A 24,039-nucleotide genomic window follows, 5' to 3' on the forward strand; every position below is an offset into this window, starting at 1 on the left:
TCCCCTTACTCTCATATGACAATTTTTAAAGAAAAGGCCAGGAACAATAGCTCCTGGCCTTTTGCAATTGTTCTGCTATTAATATGAGTTATCTGCGTTACGGAAGTTAGTAGCAATGTTTTTCAAATCGGCAGAAATGTGTTCTAGAATCGGAATGTATTTTAGCATTTCTTGTCTAGCATCACTAAAGTTCGCTCTGAACTTATCTTGTGTTGCCCCAGACCATTGCCCATTTAAACTTTCAATGTCATTTCCAAGGTTATTGATTTGTTGTTGAGCTTCAGCTGCTGCGTTTGTAAAGCGTCCAGCAATTTGATCAAGTTGTTCAGGTGTAATTTTAATTTGTGTCATCCTGTATTTCCCCTTTCAATCTACTAATATTATAACAATTAGATTATAAACTATATTCACACTATTTTTAAAGGGGTAATTCACAAAAAAATAGTATTTTTTTGTAAATTACCTAATTTTATACTCTTTTTTTAGATTCTAACCATTTCCTAGCAACCTTTTTTGTTAAATCATGTAGTAAATGTAGCGGTGTAAAAGCACATTTTACTTTCATAGGTTGTCTGCGTATAAAATATCCTTCCCCGCTTTGGAATTCTTGATCCATTTCTGTATGCTTAAGCTTTATATTAAAGAAATACACATCATTATTTTGTGTGGTGCCTAATAAATAACTAAAGCTTCGTTTTCTGATTTCCGCAAACCATTTTTCATGTGAATAATTAGTTACACTTGAAGTTGTAGCAGCTGCAACAAAATGGATCCCTTTATTTCTTCCATTTTGAACAATTTGCTCTATTTTATTTTTCGCATCAAAATCAGTAGATAATAACGCCAGCATTTGATCAATATCATCAATAACAATAATAATCCTCGAATATGGAAACTTCATTTTTTCATTTGGATTTAAAGACGGCATGACTACTTCTCTGTTATTTATTACTTCTAGCAACTCATCTAACATTTCTTTTAATTGTACTCCATCTGTAATTCGCTTTTTAACATGAGGTAATTCTCCAAGAGCTAAAATACCAGTTGTTTTTTCGCTTAAATCAATCATGAGTAATTCAATTTCTTCAGGTGCATGTTGATAGGTAAGAGAAAAAATCAGTGTTTGTAATAAAGATGTCTTACCACCTTCAATTCTTCCGCCAATGAAAATATTTGTCATTTCTTCCAATGAAAAGTTTTGCAAGCGAATATCTTCTGTTTCGATACCTACACAAATTCGCGATGATTCTGATTGTTCTAGCATATCTTCAGCAAACAACTGTTTTGGAACCATTGGAATTGATTTCGCTTTCTCTCCAGTCCATGCCCCATTCATTTTTTGAATAATTGTTTTTAATTGCTGAGAATATTCCAATTCATTTTCTCCGATAAAAGGCAATGCTGCTTGGAATAGTTCTGGGGGCTGCCCTTTCACTAAACCACGTCCAGATGGTACATCAATTAATGGGAATTTTGGTCTTCCAAGTAAACTATAGTATTCTGTTCTATCTTGCAATTCAAACGAAATCGCCATCGGAATATTGTTACGAACACGGTCAAACATATCATTTGTTTGGTTGAGTGAAAAATGAAAATGAATACCGTACGTACTTGACTCACGTAATAATAGCTCTAAAATTTCATTTTCCTTCTCATACTCACTTCGGAACCTAATATAACCATCTATCATTACGACAATAACTGGAATCTTTCTTTCTACCATTCGGTTATACATCGCGAAAGATTTTGCTCCCACATCAGAAAAACATTCTTTCCGATATGTGACTTCCTTTTTCAAAGAGCTAAACAATCGTTTCATTTTTTCAATTTCGTCTTCTTGTACAATTCCACCCATATGTGGTAAATCTTTAAAGTCTAAAAACATGCGACCAAAATCAACCACATAAAAGTTTACTTCCTCTGGCGTATGAGACAGTGCCAGAGACATAATAATTGTTTGTAAGAAAGTCGTTTTCCCTGTACCTGGCATACCGTAAATATTTAAATGCCCCTCTTGTACATCTAATTTCAAAGGATACTGCGCTTGATTTGCCACATCGTCGATTAATCCTACCGTTAACTGCAATTCATCTTCTCTTTGCTTCCATACATCCGCATTCCAATTCTCTATTTCATAGAATTGATTTAATAATAGTTTCTCTGGTAAAGGTGCTAACCAAGGTCCTGGTAATGCTTTAATATTTTCTTTTTCTGATACGCTCTGTACATATTGAATAAAAGCTTGTAATTGCTTTGGACTATTTGTCATTGGTTTTGGACGCTTTTTCACTTTTATTCTTTCACCTGAAAGCTTAACTTCTGTAAAGTCAACAACATCAAGAACTTTCTCTTCATCTGGATTATAAGGTGCTCCGCTCCATGCAGATTGAAACAATTCTAACACTTCATTACTGCCGACTTGTAGGTATCCCCGTCCTGGTACATTGATTTTAGATGCGTCTGGAATCTTTAACATTTCACGACTATCCGCGTCATCTTGTACACGTAAACAAATTCGAAAACGCGAGTTACTCCAAATCTTGTCATTTACAACCCCCGAAGGTTTTTGAGTTGCTAATAATAAGTGAACTCCTAATGTCCTTCCTATTGCAGCGACACTAATTAGCTCGTCCATAAATTCCGGTTGTTCCTTTTTCATTTGAGCAAACTCATCAATAACAATAAATAAATGTGGTAAAGGTTCTTTTTCACGCCAGCTTGTTTCATAATATTCATCTAAATGTTGGACATTTCCAGCCTGAATGAATAACTTTTGTCTACGCTCTAATTCTGCCTTTAATGAAATTCTGGCACGCTCAATTAAGTTTGGATCTTCTAAGTTTGTAATAGATGCAATAATATGCGGTAATCCTGCAAATGTGTTTGACATTCCACCACCCTTATAATCGATAAGCATAAATGCCATCTCATGAGGATGATAGGTTGCTGCTAACGCCGCTATAATAGACTGAATCACTTCACTTTTCCCTGACCCTGTTGTACCAGCCATTAAACCGTGCGGACCATGCCCTTTTTTCTCTATCTTATCGTGAATATTTAGAAAAACAGGTTTACTTCCTTCTCTTACACCAATCGGGACTGGTAATGAAGTCGGATATCGATTTTCTTTCCATTTCTCGAGCACTTGTAACTCTTCCATGTTTTTAGCTTGAAACAAGTCTAAAAATGTTAATACTTTCGGAATGTTGGCTGCTGTAGAACTTTTCATTCGAATCGGTGCAATGCTTCGCGCTCCTAATTCACATCGTTCGAATGAAAGTCGATCTACTTTAAAACTAGCACGGGTTGTCCCGCTGTTTTCAGCTGAATTTGAAAATGTTTCTACTAACTCACCTTTTTCCCCATTTAAGCTAATAACAAGATCACATTCCATCGGTAACCGTTCCCTTTGTTCCGCAAAAATAAATGTAGAAGCTCCTACACTTTCACCTTCTCTAAGTAACATTGGAGTTAAAGGATCATCCTCTAAAAATTCTCTCGCCGATAAGAAAAAGACATACATTGGAATTAAAGGAACTTTTGCATCCGCTTGCGCAGAAGAATTGTAGATTCTGCGCATGTTAAGTGGGGTAAAGAGTACTTCAGCTAGATTCTGCGCATCTTGTTGATTTTCAGATAAAAAACGCATACTTCTCTGTTCATCCCATACGTGAGGAAGCCACCTCATCCAATCCCACTGTTTTTTCTCCTTCTCATGATAAAAAGCTGCTATTTTCACTTCATTTGGTGCATGATGTGTCATAATTTGCGTCGTTACAATTCGAATAAAGTTTAGTCTATCTTCTTTATTTCCGACTACACCAATTACATCGTTTTTTTTCAAAGAAATTGAAATGTGTCCATTAGGTATCGTATTGAAATCCCTTTTCACATTTTGTGCTTCTGTAACTAATGGATTTTCTTCATAACCTTTCTGTTCAGGTACCTTCAATTCTACAAGAAATGGTCTCTCACCTGTTCCAATACGAATATCTAAAAAGTCCGGACTTTCAGGTGTTCGCTCCCATAAATTACTTTCTCGGTTTTCAATTCTTTGTACACTTTTTAATGGGCTTGGATTTTGTGTAATTAAATATTTTGCTTGTTCAACCTTTAACGTATCTAATTCCACTCGATGCTTTTGAATTTGCTCTAAGTATCTTGTTTGTAATTGTTCAACCATTTGACGATGTTCTTTCTTTTTACGGAAATGCCCCATCGTTGTAATTACATATGATCCTAACATTGGAATACTTGAAACCATCATTAATGGCATATAACTTGAATTCATCTTCATAAATTTCATCATTACAAAATATAATACCAATGTTAAAATCGTCATCATTGCTGGAAGTAACATTGTTTCAATTGAAAACTTCGGCTCCTCCGGTATATTCGGCGGATCATGAATAATAACATCCCCTGTTGGTATATCTACTTTCACACGCGGAGAGCGTTGAAAATACGGTGATTTTTGCACAAAACATTTCTCCTTCCCCATTCAAAAACTATTACTCAATGATTTTCCATACATAATCTTCTCTACTTGAAGATATATCTGGTTTAACAGGTTCATTATAAACTTCTTCTGCCGGTTGCATTTCAAAAGAAGGGATAATTGCCCCTTTTTTATATAGCATTACATATTGTCCATCCCAAACATCATTATCGCGCAACGTTTCATCATTTCGTATAGAATGCCATTCTTCTTTATCTTTTGCCACTCTAATTTCATAGATACCGCCCAATGCTTCGTCTATTTTTTCATGATGTAAAATCGCTTCAATAATTTGCACTACTTTTATATCATTAGGAATCGCAATATCTATTTCTTCATTTGATTGTTTTATGTACGTCACAATAATCTCTTCCACGTTTTATTCACCTTTTTCCATCGTGTTGTTACCAAGAAATATCTATAAATGAAATATCATCGCTTGTCGGTGAGCACTGCGCCCTCTCTATTTCTTTTAAGACTTCCTCAAAGTTATACTGCTTAAGCGATACAAGTCCGTCTGAATGAATAACTATCCGGTTTACTTCTTCTCTGGATAATGTCTTTGAAAATACCTCCAATGCACCTCCAATAATGCCACGCTGTGTAGACCATCTTTTCTCTATATTTCTCTCAAACTTCACTACATTCGAACAATTCTTCTTATCTTGAAACAATTGTACAAATGAATCACCATGTACAACTATCGTTATTTGTACTTTGTCTTGATTTGGAATGAGCTCTATTTTCCCACCGATAAACATCGCTTCACTACCTTGTTTTCGCTTTTCTTCTAATACATCGCGAAGTAACCACGGTGTTTCTTCTGGCAATCGAAATGCACTCACTTCCTCTGAAGCTTCTTCTATCCAATTATTTAACTGTTCATCTAATAATGTAGGAATATCCTGTCCACTTTCTTGACACGTTTCAAACAAGTTTAATAACTTCATACCAAGAAACTCTGCAGCAATTTCACCGTGGAAAGACATCCCTACACCATCACATAAAACAAATATGAAACTAGTTCCATTATCTTGAAATACTAAGAAGTCCTGTCCACTCTCATTTAAATCCTGCGTTTCTTTTGCTCTGACATAGCTATATCGATAAGTAAAATGTTTGTGTTTGCTTTTCTTTTCTTGCAATACCGTTTCTTTCTCTTGCGATAGGATATATTTCACCATACTTCTCCCTCCTATCGAACCGGCGTTGCAGCAGACATTTGAAATCCAAGTGATACTAAATCCGCATTTGTACCAGGAAACATCATCACCGCACCATCTGCAATATGGAAACCATATTCAGTCATCATCTCACGATAGCTTTGAGGGATAGGCGATGAAAGTCTTTGCAACTTTGCTCCGTACTCATCCGTAATTTCTGTATTTGGCATAATACCTTGCCACTTCTTTATATTAGTAATTTGGTCTTGCATAATTTCATCTGAAATAAAAATATTTTCAATTAACACATTTCCATCAGGTACAGACATATCCATAATTCTTCGCACAATTAATTCTGGATCTTCACCAGTTGAAGCGCCGTCTGTCATATGACAGACCACAGGAGCTGGCCCATCTTGTAAATTTGGTAATTCCATTTGCAATAACTTCTCCACTACAGAGAAAGCTTTTGCTGTATCAGTTAAGCGATGCGTTTGGATTTTTTCTAGTGGGCGCAGTCTTGCTACTTCGTCTATTGTTTTCACCCCACCCAATAGATCAAAAACATGATCGCTATAGGCTAAAATAGATAACTTATACCTTGGAAGCAGGCGACTACCTTTTGTTGAACGAAATACCATTTGGCGAATCGCTAAAGAAAGAGCATCCGTTACAATATCAATTCTTCTTTTTTCTTCTCCGCCTGCATCCATCATTTGATTCATTGATGCGCTTACATCCAGAAGATAGATTATATAAGCTGGTGTTTGTTGTGTTGCTTGTGTTTGATATAGCATGTTTCATACCCTTCCATACATTATTATATGAACTATTTTTATATTCATATTTTATTATAACTTATGAATTTTCTTTTTCTCAATTCATTATAAAATTTTCTTGATATAATTTACATTTTTTCACACAAAAATCCATTATTATCTCCTTTAACTTATGTTGAAATGCATAAAACCCTTCTATAATATAGAAGGGTTTTAATGTTATGGCATAAGACGTGTACAATCTCTCGGAAAAGCGCTCGCCTCTCGTACGTTTGTTAATTCTAAAAGTTTATATACAACCCTTTCTAATCCAATTCCAAAACCGCCATGCGGTGGACAACCATATCGGAATGTATTTAAATAAGATTGAAATTTCTCTGGATGTAATCCTTTTTCTTTAAAAGATGCGAGTAACATTTCATGATTATGAATACGCTGTGCACCTGACGTTATTTCTAATCCTTTATATAATAGATCAAATGAATCCGTTATGGCTTCGTTCTCCTTATTCGGCATTGTATACATCGGTCGCGCTTCTTTCGGATAATGTGTAATAAAGACAAATTCACTATTATATGTTTCCTTCACATATTTCCCTAATAACTTTTCACCTTCTGTATCTAAATCCCCAATCGGCGATTCTTTCCGGTATTTATTTTTCAAAATATCTTGTGCTTCTAACAATGTGATTTTAGGAATTTCAGTAATGACAGGTACTTCTATTTGTAATAGTTGTAGTTCTTTCTCGCATGTTTCTCCTACTTGTTGAAACATATATCGTAAAACATCCGTTTCTAATTGCATCACTTCATAAAAATCATTTATAAATCCAAGCTCTACATCTAACGATATATATTCATTTAAATGTCGTGAAGAGTTATGATGTTCCGCCCGGTACACAGGAGCAATTTCAAAAACACGTTCAAGTCCTCCCGCTACCATCATTTGTTTATAAAATTGTGGTGATTGAGCTAAATACGCTTCTTTTTGGAAATATGAAAGCTTAAAAACATTTGCTCCTCCTTCTGCCCCTTGCGAGACAATTTTCGGAGTAAATACACGTGTGAAATCGTTCTCTATTAGAAATTCACTAAAGCTTTGAACAAGTGTAGATTTCACTTTAAAAATCGCAGCGATTCGCTCATGTCTTAATGATAATACCCGCTCATTCAATAGTTGATCTAAGCCAACCTGTAACTTCTTCTTATTTATTTCAAATGGAAGTTGTTCTGCACCATTTAATACTTTCACTTCATGAGCAAGTACTTCAACCCCTAATTCTGTTTTCGTTGTCGTTACTATTTCACCAATTACTTGGACGACACTTTCAACATCAACTTTATATCCAGCTAACTCGTTTTCTAATACACATTGAACAACTCCGGTACGATCCCTTAATAATAAAAAACTAACATTGCCTAGATGACGAATCTTTTTTACCCATCCTTGTAGTAATACAACCTTTCCGCTATGCTCCGTACATTCTCGTGTGAGTGAACGCTTCATTATTTGATCCATTATATTTCCCTCCATTAATTTTATTTTTATTTACGTTATTGTTATTGTTGTTGTCGTCGTCATCATCCACGTTCACTCACCTCCTTTCAAAGAATACAAAAATCCGCCCCTATAAATAGGGACGGATTTTTCCGCGGTACCACCCAAATTGTCATAATGACCATCTTAGTCCTGATAACGGTAGGTACCGTTTGCTTTTACTAATAATCACGTTCAAAGCAACACTCACAGGTGTCTTTCCATCATGCGGTATCGCAATCTTCCCAGCAACCGATTGCTCTCTGTAGACCCTTACATCATGTACTTTTCCTAATCATCACTTTTTATATTTACAGAGTATTCTATCTCTTTATTTTATAAAACGCAAGCTTTTTTAAAATATATTCTGATTTTTCATATCCAATTTTGCACAATCTCCTCTAAAGCCATTCCACGAGAGCCTTTCAATAATACGACATCCTTTTTCGTTATAATTTTCAATACTTCCTCTGCTATCTTAGCTTTATTATTATATGACTGTACTTTTCCTGTATCATATTTCTTTCTTGCTTCTTCCGCCACTATTTCTGCCATCTCTCCATAAGTAAACACATATGAAATATTCTCTTGATTTAACATTTTACCAATTTCTCTATGATAAGTTTCAGCTTCCTTCCCTAACTCCAACATATCCCCAATGACAATGATTTTTTTCTCATAAGCATTTAACTTCTCTAACGTTTCAATTGCAGCCTTCATTGAAGATGGACTGGCATTCCATGCATCATTAATAATCGTAAAACCTGTTTTAGCAGTTAAAAATTGAAAGCGCATATGAGTAATATTTATTTGCCTCAATGCATCCTGTATTTTTTCTGTAGGGACATTGTAAAATTGACCTACAGCGATTCCAACAATCGTATTTAAAATATTATGTTTTCCATGTAAGGGGACATCATACTGTATTTTTGAATCATTTAATTTAAAATGAACACCATATCCATCTAATTGCACGTTTGTTGGAAACAAATCATTTGTATCCTTTTCACCAAATGACTTACATTCTAGAACTAGTACATTATTTTTTTGAGAAAGTAATGTCTCATCACCATTATATAAGAGCAATCCTTCCTCTTTTAATCCGTCTATAATTTCTAATTTAGCCTTCGAAATCTCTTCTCTTGATCCAAGTGTTTCTAAGTGAGACTGTCCAATCATTGTAATTATCGCTACATCTGGCTGTGCTATTTGTGATAAATTTCGAATTTGTCCTTTCTCACTCATTCCCATTTCAAGTATTAAAAACTCTGTATCTCGTTTCATTTCTAAAATTGTTAACGGCAAACCGATTTGACTATTAAAATTGCCCTTTGTTTTATGCACACGATGAGTTGTACTTAAAATCGTGCTTATTATATCTTTTACGTTTGTCTTGCCATTACTACCAGTAATTCCGATTACTTTTACATCTAGCCCTTGTCGATAAAATTGTGCCAATTGTTGCAAAGCAAACAAAGTGTCATCTACAAATATAATTGGTATCCCTTTTGGCGGAGTACCGTAAGACTTTTTCCATAATGAAGCGACAGCTCCATTATCCATTGCTTCTTTCACATAACCATGTCCATCCTTCTCCCTAATGATTGGAACGAATAAATTTCCTTCTTTAATGTTTTTGGAATCTATGCAGACACCATGTATTTCTATATGATGAAACGATTCTTGTAATCCTTCTCCATCTACTACCTCTTCAAGTTTTTTCAAATTCATTTGAATCAAAGTATCACCTTTTTCCATTTTATTACATAAAATCCGTTTCATTTACGCATATTAATAAAAATTTTGTAGCGAGGTGTTTATATGAAAAAAACAATTAGTTTCTTTCTCCTATTATTATGCTTAGTTGTAGTTAATGAAACATACGCCTATTCACCAAAATCTTTACCAATCTCTCAAAACTCTGATCAATGGCAAGTGAATATTGATGAACCGAAAAAAACAAGTGAAAATATGCTTCAAGCTAAAAAAGATAAATTTCAAACATATCAATTTTCGGTAAAGAATGTTGGAGAAAACGAAGTATATAACGTACAAGTTGAAGTCTTCCGCAATGAACCAAATATGAAAACAAAATACGAACTCTTTTCCCTAAAAGAAGGTCGTCTAGCAAGTGGAAAAACTGGATTTGAACATGCTAACTTCCCAGTTTCTACAAAAGCAGATGAGGTTGACGTTATCATTACGTGGCAAGAACATCCTTTCCGCTCTATGCGAAACGGTCAAAAAGTTGAAGCTAGAAAGTTTAAAGAGCATTTTGTTTTTAAAGAAGAAAAATAGTAATTTTGTCGAATCGCTAGTGTATGAAATGAATCGCCAATAAATTTATATTATCACTGATATAATTTAATTTACTAGTACCAGTCCTTGAACAAATTAAAAACGTCGTGGCTTATAAATGCCACGACGTTTTATATTAATTCGTACTAATTCCTCTCGCTGTCCAAATTCGATCAATTTCAGCTGCGTGTTGTCCGCCGTATAAAAGAGCATCTGCTTGTTTAATCGCTTTCGCTCCATCACGGAATTTCGCATTTGGCGTTAATGACCAATGTGATTGTAAAATAATTTTTGTTGCTACATCACGTCCAAAAGCTTGCGCCATTTCATATTGACCTTGAGCCCATATTTCCCCGTCATTATGCACTTCATTCGTTATATCTTTCGGATATACTTTATTCGTATCTAATCGGCGTAAGCACGTCGGATCTGAACTAGAATACGCAGTCGCATCCCACTCTCCAATACATGCTTTTCCGTAACCTGTTGTGGATACTGCATCTTCATAAGTAGCACCTAAGAAGTCTCCAAATCCTTCTCCCATCGCTCCACCTTCTGGTGAACTTCCGAAGCCTGGTACTTGATTATCTTGAATAGAATGTCCATATTCATGCGCGATAATGCCCGCATCTTCTGCATCATCTACTCCTCCAGTACCGAAAGTTAAAGCTTTCGTTGATGGTGAATAAAATGAGTTATCATCAGTTGTACCATTTACATTCACTTTAATAGAACGATTATTAATATTGTTAATGCCTAATCCTTGAATGTAACGCTGTAATGTATCAATATGATAATATGACATAACATCTTCAAAACTATCATTTGCGCGTGTAAAATTAAATTGTAAGTTTGTAGATTTCGTCTTCGCTTTTGAAGAAATTGTTACATACTCACCAATTAAAAATCCTGTACCATCTAAACCTTTTAACGTAACAGTTTTCAATTGATTCGTTAATGCTGTTGAATCTGCGTCATTATTGTCTTTTAATCCTGTTTTACTACCACTAGATACGACAGGATTAGGTAAAAATACTTTCCCTGTTCCTTCTGCTTTTCGGTTTATATCAACCTTTTTAATTAACTTTCCATTTTCCGCGTCAATAAATGTTTCCCATGCACCAAATGGATTATTAGAATGGACTACCACTTTATATACTGGACGAGCAATTCCCTCTTCCACAATATATCCGAATTCTTTCTCTGTAGGAGCCCATAAGTTTTGCTCACTTTCTCCTCCAACATACGCCATCGATTTTTGTTCTGCATCTTTTCCACTAATTTTTTTCGTAACTTCCTTCATACCTGTAACAGGCTGATAATCAGAAACTGCAAGTAAGCCTTTTCCCTCTCCGTTAAGAGTAACTGTAATTTGTTTTGAAAATACAGGAGCACCATTAACTACTTGTTGGAACCTAACATATGAAGCTACTGATGTTTCTGTTGTAGAAATATATTGTAAGTCTGAAAGGTCCGCCTTCAATCCATATTCCGTAGCATGTCCTTTTAAATATTCAATTGCTTTTTTCTGTGGTGAATAAGCTTCTAGCTTTACTTGCTGTTGTTTTTCCAATGCTGAAACTGTGGAAATTGTCCCCATTACTAATGGTACAGTCATTGCCATTGCCACCATTTTTTTGTTTAACATAAAACCACTCCCCCTAATAAATTGAACCCTTTACCCCATTCCTATAAGGCTATTACTGTCCACAAGTAACGAAATAAAGTGAATCTACGAGTAATTCTATACAAACAATTCTATTACCTTTACATTTTGGGTAAGTGAAATTTTCTCAATATTTATGTGTAAAACTAGAAAAATACTGTAGAAATATATTACTCTTTAATTTCATGTCATGGTGATAATTCATTTTCAGTGTTATATTTAGCGTGTTATGGAGAAAGAAATTTTCTAGAGGTCCTATCGAATGGATTATGAGAAAATTAGCCGGATAATTTCTCTTCATACAAAAAGGAAGTTGGAATGATTCCAACTTCCTTTTCATTTAATTTGCTGGACTCAGTTTGATGCGAACTTTTGTCTCACCTAATGAAAGCTCATCATCTTCTTTCGTTAATGCATGAAACATAAATTGTTTTACGAGTAAATTTTCTTCTAATAACTCTTTATGGTTCGTTAATGTATGCTGCAATTCATCTTCTACATCAAGAGTAACATCAACCCGTAAGTTAACTGGTAAATTCAACTGCTTACGATATTCTTGAACTGCACGAATAAATTCACGTGCTACTCCTTCTTGTAACAATTCTTCCGTTACATTCGTATCTAACATTACCGTATATTGACCGTTAGTCGTATTTGAAAATCCTGATTTCGCAACTTTCTCTACTAATACATCTTCAGCTGTTACAACTACTTCTTCTCCTGGTGCTACTTCGTAAACTGCTCTTTCTGCAGATACAAAGTGTTGTACTTCTTCTTTTGATAATTGTTTTAGCCAGCCATTTACTGCATTCACACTTTTACCAAACTTCGGCCCAGCCGTTTTAAAATTCAGCTTTAATTGATAGGACGTGTATTTCGTTTCATCGAGTTCAACATGGAACGCTTTTACATTTAACTCATCCATGATGATATCACGATAAGATTCCCAATCCATATCATTTTCATTATGCGCTAGTAATACAAGTTCCGCCAACGGCTGTTTTACTTTTAATGAATGTTGATTACGGTTACTTCTTCCAAGTTCAACAACTTGTAAAACAGCATCCATTTCTGCTTCTAACTCAGGCTGGATAAGTGATTCGTTTACAACCGGATAATCTGCTAAATGAACGCTTCTTCCTTCTAAATTCAGATGAATATCCTCAGCTACAAACGGTGTAAATGGTGCGATTAATTTACTAATTGTTACAAGCACTTCATGAAGCGTTTCATACGCAGCTGCTTTTTCAGGATTCATACCAGATTCCCAGAAACGATTACGTGATCGTCTTACGTACCAGTTACTGACTTCATCTACAAGCGCCGCGATTTCACGAGCTGCATTCGTAAATTGATAATCATCAAGTGCTGTTCTCACTTTTTTCGTTGTGCTATGCAATCTTGATAATACCCATTCATCTAATTTCGTACGTTTAACTTCATACTTTTCTTTCGGATTATACTCATCTAAATTTGCATATAAAACGTAGAAGCTATATACATTGACTAACGTATCTACAAATTTAGATTTTGCTTCCAGTACTGTTCTTTCAGAAAAACGCTTTGCATTCCACGGAGCACTGTCAACAAGTAGAGCCCATCTTAAAGCATCTGCACCAAACTGATTTACTAAATCAACTGGATCTAGTGCATTTCCTTTACTTTTAGACATTTTCTGTCCTTCCTCGTCTAGAACATGCCCTAGTGATAACACTCGTTTATATGGTACTTTCCCTGTATATAGCGCTGATACGGCTAATAAACTATAAAACCATCCGCGTGTTTGATCAATGCCTTCTGCAATAACATCTGCTGGAAACTGTTCTTCAAATAACTCTTTATTTTCAAATGGATAATGATATTGTGCAAACGGCATGGAACCACTATCAAACCAAACATCGATTACTTCTGGTGTGCGATTCATTGTACTTCCGCATTTTTCGCAGCAAACTTGCACTTCATCTACATACGGCTTATGCAATTCTAAATCTTCAGGTGTTTCTTTCGTACTATGCTTTCTTAATTCGGCAATGCTTTTCGGTGCGAATTGATGATCGCAGCTTTCACATTCCCATACGTTTAAAGGTGTTCCCCAATATCTATTCCGGCTAATATTCCAGTCCACCATGTTTTCTAAAAACTTACCAAACCGTCCATGCTTCATATGGTCTGGATACCACTTAACAGAATCATTATTTCGTAAAAATGTTTCTTTAATCTCCGTTGTTCGGATTAACCAGCTTTCTCCTGCATAATAAAGTAATGGTGAATCACAGCGCCAACAGTGCGGATAGCTATGCTCATATTTTTCTTTATGATATAGTAACCCTTCTTTCGCTAAATAACGAACGATATCAACGTCACATTCTTTTACAAACTTTCCTTTTAAGAACGGTACTGCTTCTGTATACTTACCTTTCTCATCTACAACATGTAAAAATGATAACCCTTCACTTTGAACGACTTTATAATCGTCCTCCCCATATGCTGGAGCGATATGAACGAGTCCTGTACCACTATCTGCTGTTACAAAATCTGCTGCAATTACGTGGTATCCATTTGTAACTTCCTTCATCGGAAACGGTGCTATATAAGATGTGTTTACTAATTCTTCGCCTTTATGAACAGATAATACTTCATAGTTTTCTTTTAATACTTCTTGTACACGTTCTTTCGCAACAATGTATACATATCCTTCTTGTTTCGCTTTAACGTATTCCATATTTGGATGTACGGCAAGTGCAACATTCGCTGGAAGTGTCCACGGCGTTGTCGTCCATCCAAGGAAATATTCATTTTCACTATCTTTTACTTTAAACTTAACCGTTGCGCTTAAATCTTTCACTGTTTTATATCCTTGTGCAACTTCATGTGAACTAAGCGATGTTTGACAGCTTGGACAGTATGGAGAAACTCTATGTCCTTTATATAACAAACCTTTTTCATGAATCGTCCCTAAAATATTCCATACACTTTCGATATATGGATTCTCTAGAGTAACGTATGGATCATCCATATCTACCCAATATCCAATGCTCTCCGTAAATTCACGCCACTGCTTCTCATACGTGAATACACTCTCTTTACACTTTTGAATAAATGGCTCAATGCCGTACTCTTCAATCTCATGCTTACCTGAAATACCAAGTTGTTTTTCGACGCCTAATTCTACAGGTAATCCATGTGTATCCCAGCCAGCTTTTCTTAACACTTTATATCCAGCCATCGTTTTATATCTCGCTACTAAATCTTTAATTGCCCGACCAAGTGCATGGCCGACGTGTGGTAAACCGTTCGCCGTTGGTGGTCCTTCATAAAACACAAACGATTGTGCGCCTTCTCTATTCTGAATTGATTGTTCAAAAATGCCCTGTTCGTTCCACTGCTTACGAATACGTGTTTCTCTCCCTACAGCCGACTCTTTTACATCTACTTTCTTCATCTACAATCACTCCTTTGAATGTTTTAAAAGCACACAAAAAACCCGCCCCTATGAAGTAGGGACGGGTTTACCCGCGTTACCACCCTAATTCTATTAGCTTTTCACTAATAGCACTTAGCAACGTACTAACATACGCGTTCTTTGTAACGGTAGACATCCGTCCGAGCTTACTTTATTCAGCCACGGCTCCTCGGAGATGATTTTCAAATAACGTCTGCACACCGGCTTTCAGCAATACACCGGCTCTCTGGAGAACAGCTCACTATTTTACTCTTTCTCGTCTTCAGATTTGTATACTTTATTAAAAGTTATTTTATGCCATTAAACAATTAATTGTCAACTAATTCGAAATATATTTTTATTTATACCCTTTTTCTCTATTCTTATACAATTACTTTTCAAATTCTCGCAATCCTGCTAAATCTTCATCTTCCTCTGCAAGTTCAGCGAAAAATCCTGTTTCATCTTCACGAAGCACAATTTCAAGTTCATCTCTTGCCTCTTCATTTCTGTTTAATGATGTTAAATAACAAGCATGATCGTATCTTGCTAACAAGTCAGTAGCATCAATTGCTAATATTTCACTTGTTATTTTTTCTGCCTTTGTCGTTTGCCCAGCTCTATGATACGAAGATGCTAAAGCAAGAAGAATTGCCGTTTCATTCGGATGATATACAGAAGCGTCTTCTAATAACTGAATCGCGTCCTCAATTCTCTCTTGACTTTGATATATTTCTGCTAAAGCAAGGAATCCTCTACTTACAAATGGTGTTTTCTCAATTAATTGCAAGTAAATTTTTTCGGCTTTTCTTTCTTCGCCTAGCTTACATAATACACTCGCTTGTAGAAGAAGTGTATCATAATCATCCGGTAGCTCTCGAACCATTTGTTTCGTTAATTCAAAAGCGTCTCGTAACATATCTTCTTCTTCACACTCAATGAAAAGATTTACAAGTTGCTTCGCTACATCATAATCCCACTTATTTTCTAACGATGTTTGTAAAACCTCTATAGCTTCTTTATTCATCGCCGCATTCTCATAAAATATTGCGAAACGCTGCGCTGCCATACTATTTTTCGGATTTAACTTTAAGGAGATTTCAAATAAATCAATAATAACTGTAATCATTGAAATTTCCTTCGCACGATTTTTCATACGATAAAATGCTCTTGTAAATATAGATTTTTTCGGTTGCTCATTTTGTTGCCTTTCTACTAATCTTTCGGCAACCGCAGTAGCTGCATACATAAACGCTGTACTTCTTTCTGCTTTTTTCACCTTTAGCGTATGAAGTACGTCTCGTATTTGGGATAATTTTTTATGTTGTTCCATTGCTTTTACGTACACACCAAAAATACGTTCACTTTCCAAATCTTTATGCATTACTTTCAGCGCAACTTCGATTGCTTCTGCATTCTGCTTTTTAACTAGCAATTTCGCATAATGATATAGTACTTCCACATGCGCTTCATCTATTTTCATTGCGCATTCGATATATTCTTTTTCTTTATCTATGTCATTCATCGCGCCAAACACGTATGCAATCGCATCTAAACGCCATGTTTCAGGAACTTCTTCCTCCAATTTTTCTAGTTCAACTAGCAATTCTTCCTGAAGATTCATTTCTACTGAAAGCTGCGCTAAATATTCCATATTTATATGCATTGGTTCTTCTTTCATCGCCTGGACCATATGCTTTTGTTCTTTGGAACGATTCTCTTCTTTTTCGTATATTTCAGCAAGCTGCAAATGTACACCTAAGAAGTTCTTATCCATTTCTAAACATGTTTCATACGCATGCTTCGCTTCTTGAAATTGCCCTAACGCCATGAATGTTTCACCGATACGGAAATACGGCAATGAATCTTGTTTTTTCTTAAGTGCATCATTATACCGTTTTATCGCCTGATCATACTGTCCAATAGATTCATATAAAACACCTGCGTAACAACCGTATTCAATTACATCCTCTTTTTCTTTTTCTAACGTTCTTAAAAATGCTATGCCTCGTTGCACAAAAGCTGTGTCTTTTATTCGATTTACATACTCATCCAACACGCTCGCTATATTAGCGTATACGCTTCGTATACCGTTCTCTAATTTAGAAAGTGCAAGTTTTAACTCTTTTTCATCCTCACCTAATGCCATTTCAGCATCCCATAACACCATACCAGCATTCATAAGGAAATCTTGATTGTCTTCAAATTGCTTATTAATACTGACAATATAGTTTTTTGCATCCTTATATTGTTCCTTTGCCATATAAACTTGAATTAAACCGAAATGAGAATATACATCTTCATTATTTTCTTCTAAAGAACGCTTATATATAGTTTCCGCTTCTTCAAGTTCATCATTTTGAAAATGAAAATCTCCTAAACGAACATATAAAGACGCCTGATCTTCACAATTTTGAATTCCTTGTAATAGAATTTCCTTCGTATTTTTCTCATCATCCAAATCCGATTCATAGATTTCCGAAAGCTTCGTATATAAATAGGCTGCTGTTTTATCTAATTGAATCGCCACTTTAAGTCCTTTTACCGCCAAATACACTTTCCCTAAATACTGAGCACATCTTGCACGTTCATACCATATGTGCGCTTCATATTTATATTCTTTTAATAAATCATTAAAGAATCCATATGCTTCTTCATATCGTTCTAAATCTATTAAAATTAAACCGTGATTTACAAGTGTAAACCTTTCTGGACTACGTTCTATAGCTGTTAGAGAATACTCTAGCCCCTTTTCGGATTGATCCATATACATGTATGATAATGCTAAGAAACTCCACGCAACTGGTTGATCTGCATCCAATTGTAATGATGAACGAAAACTAGCAATCGATTCTGCATAATTATCTTGCTCAAAAGAATAACGTCCATTTATAAAATGATACAACGCTTGATTGCTTTTCTTCTCCACACTTTGAAGCATCTGTCCTGCTTTTTCCATATCCTGCAGACGAATAAAACACTGTGCACTATGCAATTTCACAAAGTCAGAGCTCGGAAACTTTTTCATTAATTTTTCTATACAAAACTGAATAAAATCTTTATCTACTTCAGCATCTAAATGTTTAATCGTATATAACCAAGTGTTTGGATTTTCACTTGTTTCTTTTAAAAATAGTACTAACTTTTCAATTCCCTCTTTATCTTGCTCACCTAAATGATCTGTAAGAGAAAAGATTGTTTTATAATAAGTGTGTTCTTCCTCATTTAAAAATGAAAGTTGTTCCATTCTATCTTTTGGTATAAACGTAATAGCTAAACAATCTGTATAACGATATTTTTCTTGCAACTTATCATATTCCACAAGAATCGGTTCCAAGAAATTCGGATCTTGAATATAAAAAGCTTGCAGTACATCGTCATAACCAGAAAGCACTTGTACATGGGAAGCGTGCTCAATATCTATACTTAATAAAACGGGAATACCTTGATTGAGTAATCTCTTATAATTTTCCTCATTCCCTTGAAAATAACGATATTCGTAACCTTGCTCTTCTATATATGTAACTGTATCTGAAAACTTAGAACCTGTTACGTCAAAAATATGTTGTGCAATTTCATCTTGCGTACGTTTTTCTCCCCATACCCCTAACATCATTTCCAAACTTGTCGGAACGCAATAGTTATCCTTTTGTACAACCGGAACTATCGGTAAACGAACCTTTTTTCCATCAGGATTTTTTTCTATATGATGATATAGAGAATTTTTCAAACTCTTTTCACTTTTCAATAGTGCTTGCAAATCGTGAATATTATTCATTTTATAAAATGCTTCTGCACGTAAATGTATAAAATAAGTTGTATATGCATGATGCGGAAGCATATGATTGATTTTATCTATTACCGCTAACATTTCTTCATAGCGCTCTAAATCTAATAAATATTTTACTTTTTCAAAATAGAAATATGGTACTTGAGGGAACTTTGCAATCGCATCATTAATGAGTTGTAACGCTCGCTGCTGTTCACCTTTATATGCATATAATTGCGCCAATAAGTACGTAGCTAACTCTTCACAATCTTTATGCTGCTGACCGAATAAAAGTTGTTCCTCTGCCTTCTCCCACTCACCAGTCTGTATATATAAGTAACCCCATTTATCAAAAACTGCACGCGTACTATATTTTTCCGCCTTTTGCATATAGGCATAGGCCTCTTCATTTCGCTTCATATCTAGCAAACATCTAACTAACGTAAAGTATGCTTTCGTTAAAACATCCGCATCAGTTTCCTCTTCATTTACCTTTTCCAAAGAAGCTTTTAACAATTGTTCAGCATCAAGGATTTTACGCTCATCAATTAATTCATCACAATATAAAGAGAGCGTTCTCATATTTGGGAATTTTTTATAAGTATAACGAATTAAAAAGGAGCTATATTGATGCATCAAACCTTCATCAGCAAGACGAATTAATGTATCAAACTCCTTAGGTGACGAGACGTTAGAAAGCCAGTTCTTCACGTATGATAACTTATTCGTTTCTTTTATATGCGCAATTTCATTATTTATCTCATGTAATCCATCTACGAATCTCTTTTCTTTCAAACAAATCTCTAATTGCTTAAAATCTAGCATGCATTCACCTCAAATTATTATTTATACTGCCATTTGCAAGCAGTATTCTAACCTACTTGCTTAGATTTTACACATCATATAGTATGCATTCAACTAAAACCTCATATAATGAACGATATTATTTAATATTATTCAAGTTTATAACTAAATATCTTAAAAACGATACTTTTTCTCGTTATTTTGTTTAATTTGATGAAATAACATGTATTATTCGAAGATGGGTTTTATCTTCTTTTTTGAGCCTTCATTCAGTGGATGAAATTATATTAACGATTTGATAAGATATATCGATTCACCGGAAAATCTTGATAATAATGATAACCTATCCATATTAGAAATGTAGCAATTCTCCTTCTCCCTTACTTTTCTAATATGATATTTACTTCTTTATTTCACCAAATGTAATTTTCATATTCGGAGCATATACTAAAGATGAATGCATATGAAATGCTTTAAAAAACCGTAGTTCCGCTTCATATTGAGCTAACGCTTCTTCATATGTTAATCCTTTGGCCATTAAAAGTTCTATAAATTGTTGTTTATCACCTGGACTGCCCGCAATTCCCTCTTCTTTTAATGAATGATACAAACTATATTTATCATTATGATGCATATTAGAGTCTAAAAAGTTCACCTTATCACTTACTCTACATTCGATATTTCCCACACCCAATTCACTTAAATACATAGGTATTTTGATACCGATATTTCCATCTTTATCGTTTCTCTGTGTGTCCCTTTCAAATAATTTCTGCAAAATACCTATCTGGATAATTTCCGATTGATTCTCTCCATCTAATACGTATGAAGACATATTTGACATCCAATGTGGTTCAAAACAGATTATTTTACCCCCTTGTTTAATTGAATGTATCATCTTCTCTAGCATCGTTTTTGGGGAACTCATATGTAATAAGAAAGCCTGACAGATTGCTATATCATATTTATTTTCCAATTCAATTTCTGTAGCATCTCCTTCAATAAATTCTGATTCATATGGAAGCGAACGAAACAACTCTCTCGCTTCAGCTATTAATGCTTCCCCGCTATCAATGCCTGTATACTTTGATCCCTTTGGAAGCAATGGCAACAAAACTAAGCCTAAATAACCATATCCACAACCATAATCAACAATATGTACCGGTTCAGAAATCTTCCAAACTGTATTTACTAAAAAACTTAAATAATCGTCATTGTAATATAAATCTCTCGTATTTTTTAAATATGTTAGTTTGCTGTTCCAATCATACTCTTTCAGGTCCAACACCTCCTTTTATATACAAAACTAAAGTTCTCCATTTAATAGTCACATTCCTACACTTCTAATAAAAAAAGCTAGTATACCTTAAATGATACACTAACTTTTCCACTCGCATAATTTAACAATTACAATCAGTATAATCGGTACAAGCTAATGTACTGCAATCACAGTTTCTATGTTCGTCATTTCTTTTTAGGTGAAAATAGAGTAACACAATAAATACTGTACAAATAACAAAAGCAATTATTGCTTCTATATTTCTTTCATAAATGAGAAAACTAATCCCGCTTCCTCCTGAAATAAGAATTAAAACTAAGTAGATCCAAAACATGTAAAGTTCTCCTTCCGTTAATATATGCTTTTAGATGTAATCCATATAATACTAGATGCAATAAATAGTCCCATACCATTACCGCTTAATAAACCAGTCGTTACTCTTAGTAAATTTGTGCTGCTTCTCCATTTCCATTTTTGGGTGAATCCATCAATAAGTAACGGAATTTGAGCGGAAAATGATAGTATTATTGCAGGCAGAAACCAAGGTGTCATATAAAAATAAATTGGAAACATTAAAATACCGATAAACATGCCTGTACAACGCGCACATAAAGGTATGTATTTTTGTAGTTTAAGAAAACTTCTTTCCGGTAGTCTATGACAAGGAATATGTAAAATGAAAGCTCGAATCAATACGGACCATCCTCTCTACAAATATTTTAATTGATTTCGCAACATAATTATAGAGTTCTTACACTTCGCAGCGTATAACTCTTTATAGATAAGAGTTTATTTAAGAAAATACAAAAAGACAAGACAGGCTAATAATCGCCTGTTTTGTCTTTTTGTTACTCTATATTACGCTTTAATTTGATTTGTAGTTTATTAGTAAAGTAATGTGATTATTTCTCTCGGCGCATAAGCACAAAATTTTTATTTTACATCTCCTCAGGTGCCCCTACCCCAAGTAAACGTAATCCCTCTTTTAATACAACCGTCACAGTATAAGCTAATGCGAGTCTACTCTCTTTCTCTTCGCTCTCTTCTAATATACGAACATTTCCATAATATTTATTGAACGCTTGCGCTACATCTAATACGTATTTTGAAATAATAGATGGCTCATTTTTGTTGAAGGCCGCTTCAATTGCTTGCGGGAATTTATTGAGTAATTTTACGACACTCCAGCTGTAATCGTCTTTTAATTCAAAAGTACACGTTTCAAATTCTACACTTTCTTTTCTTAAAATAGAGCAGGCACGCGCATGTGTGTACTGCACATATGGTCCTGTTTCTCCTTCAAATTTCAACATATTTTCTAATGAGAATTCGATATTATGCATACGCTCATTTTTTAAATCGTGGAAGATAACTGCTCCAATACCGACTTGTTTTGCCACTTCTTCTTTTTGTTTTAAATTCGGATTTTTCTCTTCAATATTTTGTTCCGCAAGCGCAACAGCTTCTTCTAACACTTCTTCCAATAAAATAATTCTGCCCTTACGTGTCGACATTTTCTTACCATCTTTTAATATGAACCCGAACGGTACATGTTCCATACCATCGACCCAGTCATAACCAAGCTTTTTTAATACAGTGAAAAATTGATTGAAATGTAAGCTTTGTTCTGGGCCTACAACATATAACGCTTTATCAAATTCGTATGTGTTTTGACGATACAATGCCGCTGTTAAATCACGTGTTGCGTAAATGGTAGCACCATCTGATTTTCTAATTAAACATGGCGGCATACCTTCTTCTTCTAAATTAACGACTAATGCCCCTTCTGATTCTTCCAGTAAGTCGTACTCTTCTAAAATCCCAATAAAGTCTTCCATTTTATCGTTATAGAAAGCTTCTCCTTGAAAGTTTGTAAATTCCACACCGAGAAGTTCATAAATACGAGAAAATTCTTTTAAAGACTCATGACGGAACCAATTCCAAAGTTCGACTGCTTCTTCATTTCCTTCTTCTAGTTTTTTAAAACATGAGCGTCCTTCTTCTTCTAGTTCTTTGTTCTCTTTTGCTTCTTCATGAAACTGAACATATAACTTAAATAACTCACGAATTGGATCCTCTTTAACAACTTCTTCATTTCCCCATTTTTTATATGCAGTAATTAACTTTCCAAACTGCGTGCCCCAATCGCCAATATAATTGATTCCGACAACTTCATACCCACATTTTTCGGCGATATGTTTCAGCGAATTACCAATCATTGTAGAACGTAAATGCCCCATTGAAAAAGGTTTCGCGATATTAGGAGAGGAATAATCGATAACTACCGTTTTTTCACATCCAAAGTGATTTTGACCGTACTCTTCTTTCTCCGCTAAAATCGTTTTTAATACTTTATCACTTACTGTTTCACGATTAAAAAATACATTTACATAAGGACCCACAGCCTCTACTTTCGTAAAGAACGGATCATTTAATTTCTCCGCCAATTCCTTCGCTATAATAGCTGGTGATTTTTTATATTGCTTCGCTAGTGAAAAGCATGGGAACGCTGCATCTCCGAATTCATCTTGTTTTGGTGTTTCGATTAAATCTAAAATTTGATTTTGTGTTAATTCATTTGTAAAAATATTCGATAAACTTTTCGCAAACTGCGTTTTATAATTCATACTATAACCTCCTTATTTTTTAAAACACAAAAAACTCGTCTCTAAAAAAGAGACGAGTTTTAACCCGTGGTACCACCCTTGTTGTTCATTTCGAACCACTTTCCCGTTTATAACGAGGACAGGGGGCCTCGGCTTACTCTACTATTCGTTCAAGAAGCGTCTCCGAAGTGCGCTTCAT

15 protein-coding genes, 1 pseudogene and 3 other annotated features (1 of these 19 only partly in view) are annotated in these 24,039 nt (G+C 34.8%); of the genes and pseudogenes, 2 read left to right on the forward strand and 14 right to left on the reverse strand.

Annotation, left to right across the window (positions count from 1 at the left end):
• Positions 1 to 78: 78 nt before the first annotated feature.
• The 7 genes from MR066_RS13235 to MR066_RS13265 all read right to left on the reverse strand — a co-directional run bounded on the left by MR066_RS13235 (position 79) and on the right by MR066_RS13265 (position 9,734).
• The gene (locus MR066_RS13235; protein WP_002158043.1) at positions 79 to 351 is read right to left on the reverse strand and encodes a WXG100 family type VII secretion target; all 273 of its coding nucleotides are present in this window, start codon (positions 349 to 351) and stop codon (positions 79 to 81) included.
• A gap of 118 nt (positions 352 to 469) precedes the next feature.
• A complete protein-coding gene (gene essC, locus MR066_RS13240; protein WP_242247439.1) occupies positions 470 to 4,480 on the reverse strand; it encodes a type VII secretion protein EssC in 4,011 nt (1,336 codons plus the stop codon).
• 31 nt (positions 4,481 to 4,511) lie between these two features.
• The gene (locus tag MR066_RS13245) at positions 4,512 to 4,874 is read right to left on the reverse strand and encodes an EsaB/YukD family protein (protein ID WP_242247440.1); all 363 of its coding nucleotides are present in this window, start codon (positions 4,872 to 4,874) and stop codon (positions 4,512 to 4,514) included.
• Positions 4,875 to 4,902: 28 nt separating this feature from the next.
• Positions 4,903 to 5,682 (reverse strand): hypothetical protein, encoded by a 780-nt coding sequence (locus MR066_RS13250; RefSeq protein ID WP_242247441.1) that lies wholly within the window; start codon positions 5,680 to 5,682, stop codon positions 4,903 to 4,905.
• An 11-nt stretch (positions 5,683 to 5,693) separates the two neighbouring features.
• Complete coding sequence (locus MR066_RS13255; protein WP_012260832.1) at positions 5,694 to 6,458, reverse strand: vWA domain-containing protein; 765 nt, start codon at positions 6,456 to 6,458, stop codon at positions 5,694 to 5,696.
• Between the two features lie 201 nt (positions 6,459 to 6,659).
• Positions 6,660 to 7,958, reverse strand: coding sequence for an aspartate--tRNA(Asn) ligase (gene aspS, locus MR066_RS13260; protein WP_061688402.1), 1,299 nt, complete (start codon positions 7,956 to 7,958; stop codon positions 6,660 to 6,662).
• A gap of 114 nt (positions 7,959 to 8,072) precedes the next feature.
• Positions 8,073 to 8,284: a binding site (T-box leader), on the reverse strand.
• Between the two features lie 67 nt (positions 8,285 to 8,351).
• On the reverse strand, positions 8,352 to 9,734 hold the full coding sequence (locus MR066_RS13265; protein WP_242247442.1) for a UDP-N-acetylmuramoyl-tripeptide--D-alanyl-D-alanine ligase: 1,383 nt from the start codon (positions 9,732 to 9,734) through the stop codon (positions 8,352 to 8,354).
• A 63-nt stretch (positions 9,735 to 9,797) separates the two neighbouring features.
• Here MR066_RS13265 and MR066_RS13270 point away from each other — a divergent pair, with 63 nt between their 5' ends.
• Positions 9,798 to 10,274, forward strand: coding sequence for a hypothetical protein (locus MR066_RS13270; RefSeq protein WP_242247443.1), 477 nt, complete (start codon positions 9,798 to 9,800; stop codon positions 10,272 to 10,274).
• Positions 10,275 to 10,410: 136 nt separating this feature from the next.
• On the opposite strand, the gene MR066_RS13275 is transcribed toward MR066_RS13270, so the two are convergent.
• Entirely contained in the window at positions 10,411 to 11,922 is a 1,512-nt protein-coding gene (locus MR066_RS13275) for a M36 family metallopeptidase (RefSeq protein ID WP_242247444.1), read from the reverse strand.
• A gap of 218 nt (positions 11,923 to 12,140) precedes the next feature.
• Between MR066_RS13275 and MR066_RS13280 the strand changes: the two are divergent.
• A pseudogene (locus tag MR066_RS13280) lies at positions 12,141 to 12,230 on the forward strand (DUF418 domain-containing protein); the annotation flags it as partial.
• Positions 12,231 to 12,280: 50 nt separating this feature from the next.
• Here the strand turns inward: MR066_RS13280 and ileS are convergent.
• The 6 genes from ileS to argS all read right to left on the reverse strand — a co-directional run bounded on the left by ileS (position 12,281) and on the right by argS (position 23,861).
• Positions 12,281 to 15,382: an isoleucine--tRNA ligase gene (gene ileS, locus MR066_RS13285; protein WP_242247445.1), complete on the reverse strand. Its 3,102-nt coding sequence runs from the start codon at positions 15,380 to 15,382 to the stop codon at positions 12,281 to 12,283.
• Between the two features lie 54 nt (positions 15,383 to 15,436).
• Positions 15,437 to 15,675, reverse strand: a binding site (T-box leader).
• Positions 15,676 to 15,773: 98 nt separating this feature from the next.
• Positions 15,774 to 19,976 carry a bacteriocin-processing peptidase family protein gene (locus tag MR066_RS13290; RefSeq protein WP_242247446.1) on the reverse strand — a complete coding sequence of 1,401 codons (4,203 nt, stop codon included), beginning with the start codon at positions 19,974 to 19,976 and terminating at the stop codon, positions 15,774 to 15,776.
• 379 nt (positions 19,977 to 20,355) lie between these two features.
• Positions 20,356 to 21,234 (reverse strand): class I SAM-dependent methyltransferase, encoded by an 879-nt coding sequence (locus MR066_RS13295; RefSeq protein WP_242247563.1) that lies wholly within the window; start codon positions 21,232 to 21,234, stop codon positions 20,356 to 20,358.
• A 121-nt stretch (positions 21,235 to 21,355) separates the two neighbouring features.
• Complete coding sequence (locus MR066_RS13300; protein ID WP_002141579.1) at positions 21,356 to 21,568, reverse strand: hypothetical protein; 213 nt, start codon at positions 21,566 to 21,568, stop codon at positions 21,356 to 21,358.
• Positions 21,569 to 21,585: 17 nt separating this feature from the next.
• Positions 21,586 to 21,927, reverse strand: a complete 342-nt coding sequence (locus MR066_RS13305; protein ID WP_242247447.1) for a DUF2085 domain-containing protein — start codon at positions 21,925 to 21,927, stop codon at positions 21,586 to 21,588.
• Between the two features lie 245 nt (positions 21,928 to 22,172).
• Positions 22,173 to 23,861, reverse strand: a complete 1,689-nt coding sequence (argS, locus tag MR066_RS13310; protein ID WP_242247448.1) for an arginine--tRNA ligase — start codon at positions 23,859 to 23,861, stop codon at positions 22,173 to 22,175.
• Between the two features lie 45 nt (positions 23,862 to 23,906).
• Positions 23,907 to 24,039, reverse strand: a binding site (T-box leader) (it continues 82 nt past the right edge of the window).

The organism is Bacillus cereus group sp. BfR-BA-01523, from assembly GCF_022662615.1.
GTDB classification, from domain to species: Bacteria; Bacillota; Bacilli; order Bacillales; family Bacillaceae_G; genus Bacillus_A; species Bacillus_A mycoides.

Excerpts from the sequence above, each read along its gene's own strand:
- MR066_RS13235 (WP_002158043.1), bottom strand. The coding sequence starts at position 351 with ATGACACAAATTAAAATTACACCTGAACAACTTGATCAAATTGCTGGA.
- MR066_RS13250 (WP_242247441.1), bottom strand. The coding sequence starts at position 5,682 with ATGGTGAAATATATCCTATCGCAAGAGAAAGAAACGGTATTGCAAGAA.
- MR066_RS13255 (WP_012260832.1), bottom strand. The coding sequence starts at position 6,458 with ATGCTATATCAAACACAAGCAACACAACAAACACCAGCTTATATAATC.
- aspS (WP_061688402.1), bottom strand. The coding sequence starts at position 7,958 with ATGGATCAAATAATGAAGCGTTCACTCACACGAGAATGTACGGAGCAT.
- MR066_RS13265 (WP_242247442.1), bottom strand. The coding sequence starts at position 9,734 with ATGGAAAAAGGTGATACTTTGATTCAAATGAATTTGAAAAAACTTGAA.
- MR066_RS13270 (WP_242247443.1), top strand. The coding sequence starts at position 9,798 with ATGAAAAAAACAATTAGTTTCTTTCTCCTATTATTATGCTTAGTTGTA.
- MR066_RS13275 (WP_242247444.1), bottom strand. The coding sequence starts at position 11,922 with ATGTTAAACAAAAAAATGGTGGCAATGGCAATGACTGTACCATTAGTA.
- ileS (WP_242247445.1), bottom strand. The coding sequence starts at position 15,382 with ATGAAGAAAGTAGATGTAAAAGAGTCGGCTGTAGGGAGAGAAACACGT.
- MR066_RS13290 (WP_242247446.1), bottom strand. The coding sequence starts at position 19,976 with ATGCTAGATTTTAAGCAATTAGAGATTTGTTTGAAAGAAAAGAGATTC.
- MR066_RS13300 (WP_002141579.1), bottom strand. The coding sequence starts at position 21,568 with ATGTTTTGGATCTACTTAGTTTTAATTCTTATTTCAGGAGGAAGCGGG.
- argS (WP_242247448.1), bottom strand. The coding sequence starts at position 23,861 with ATGAATTATAAAACGCAGTTTGCGAAAAGTTTATCGAATATTTTTACA.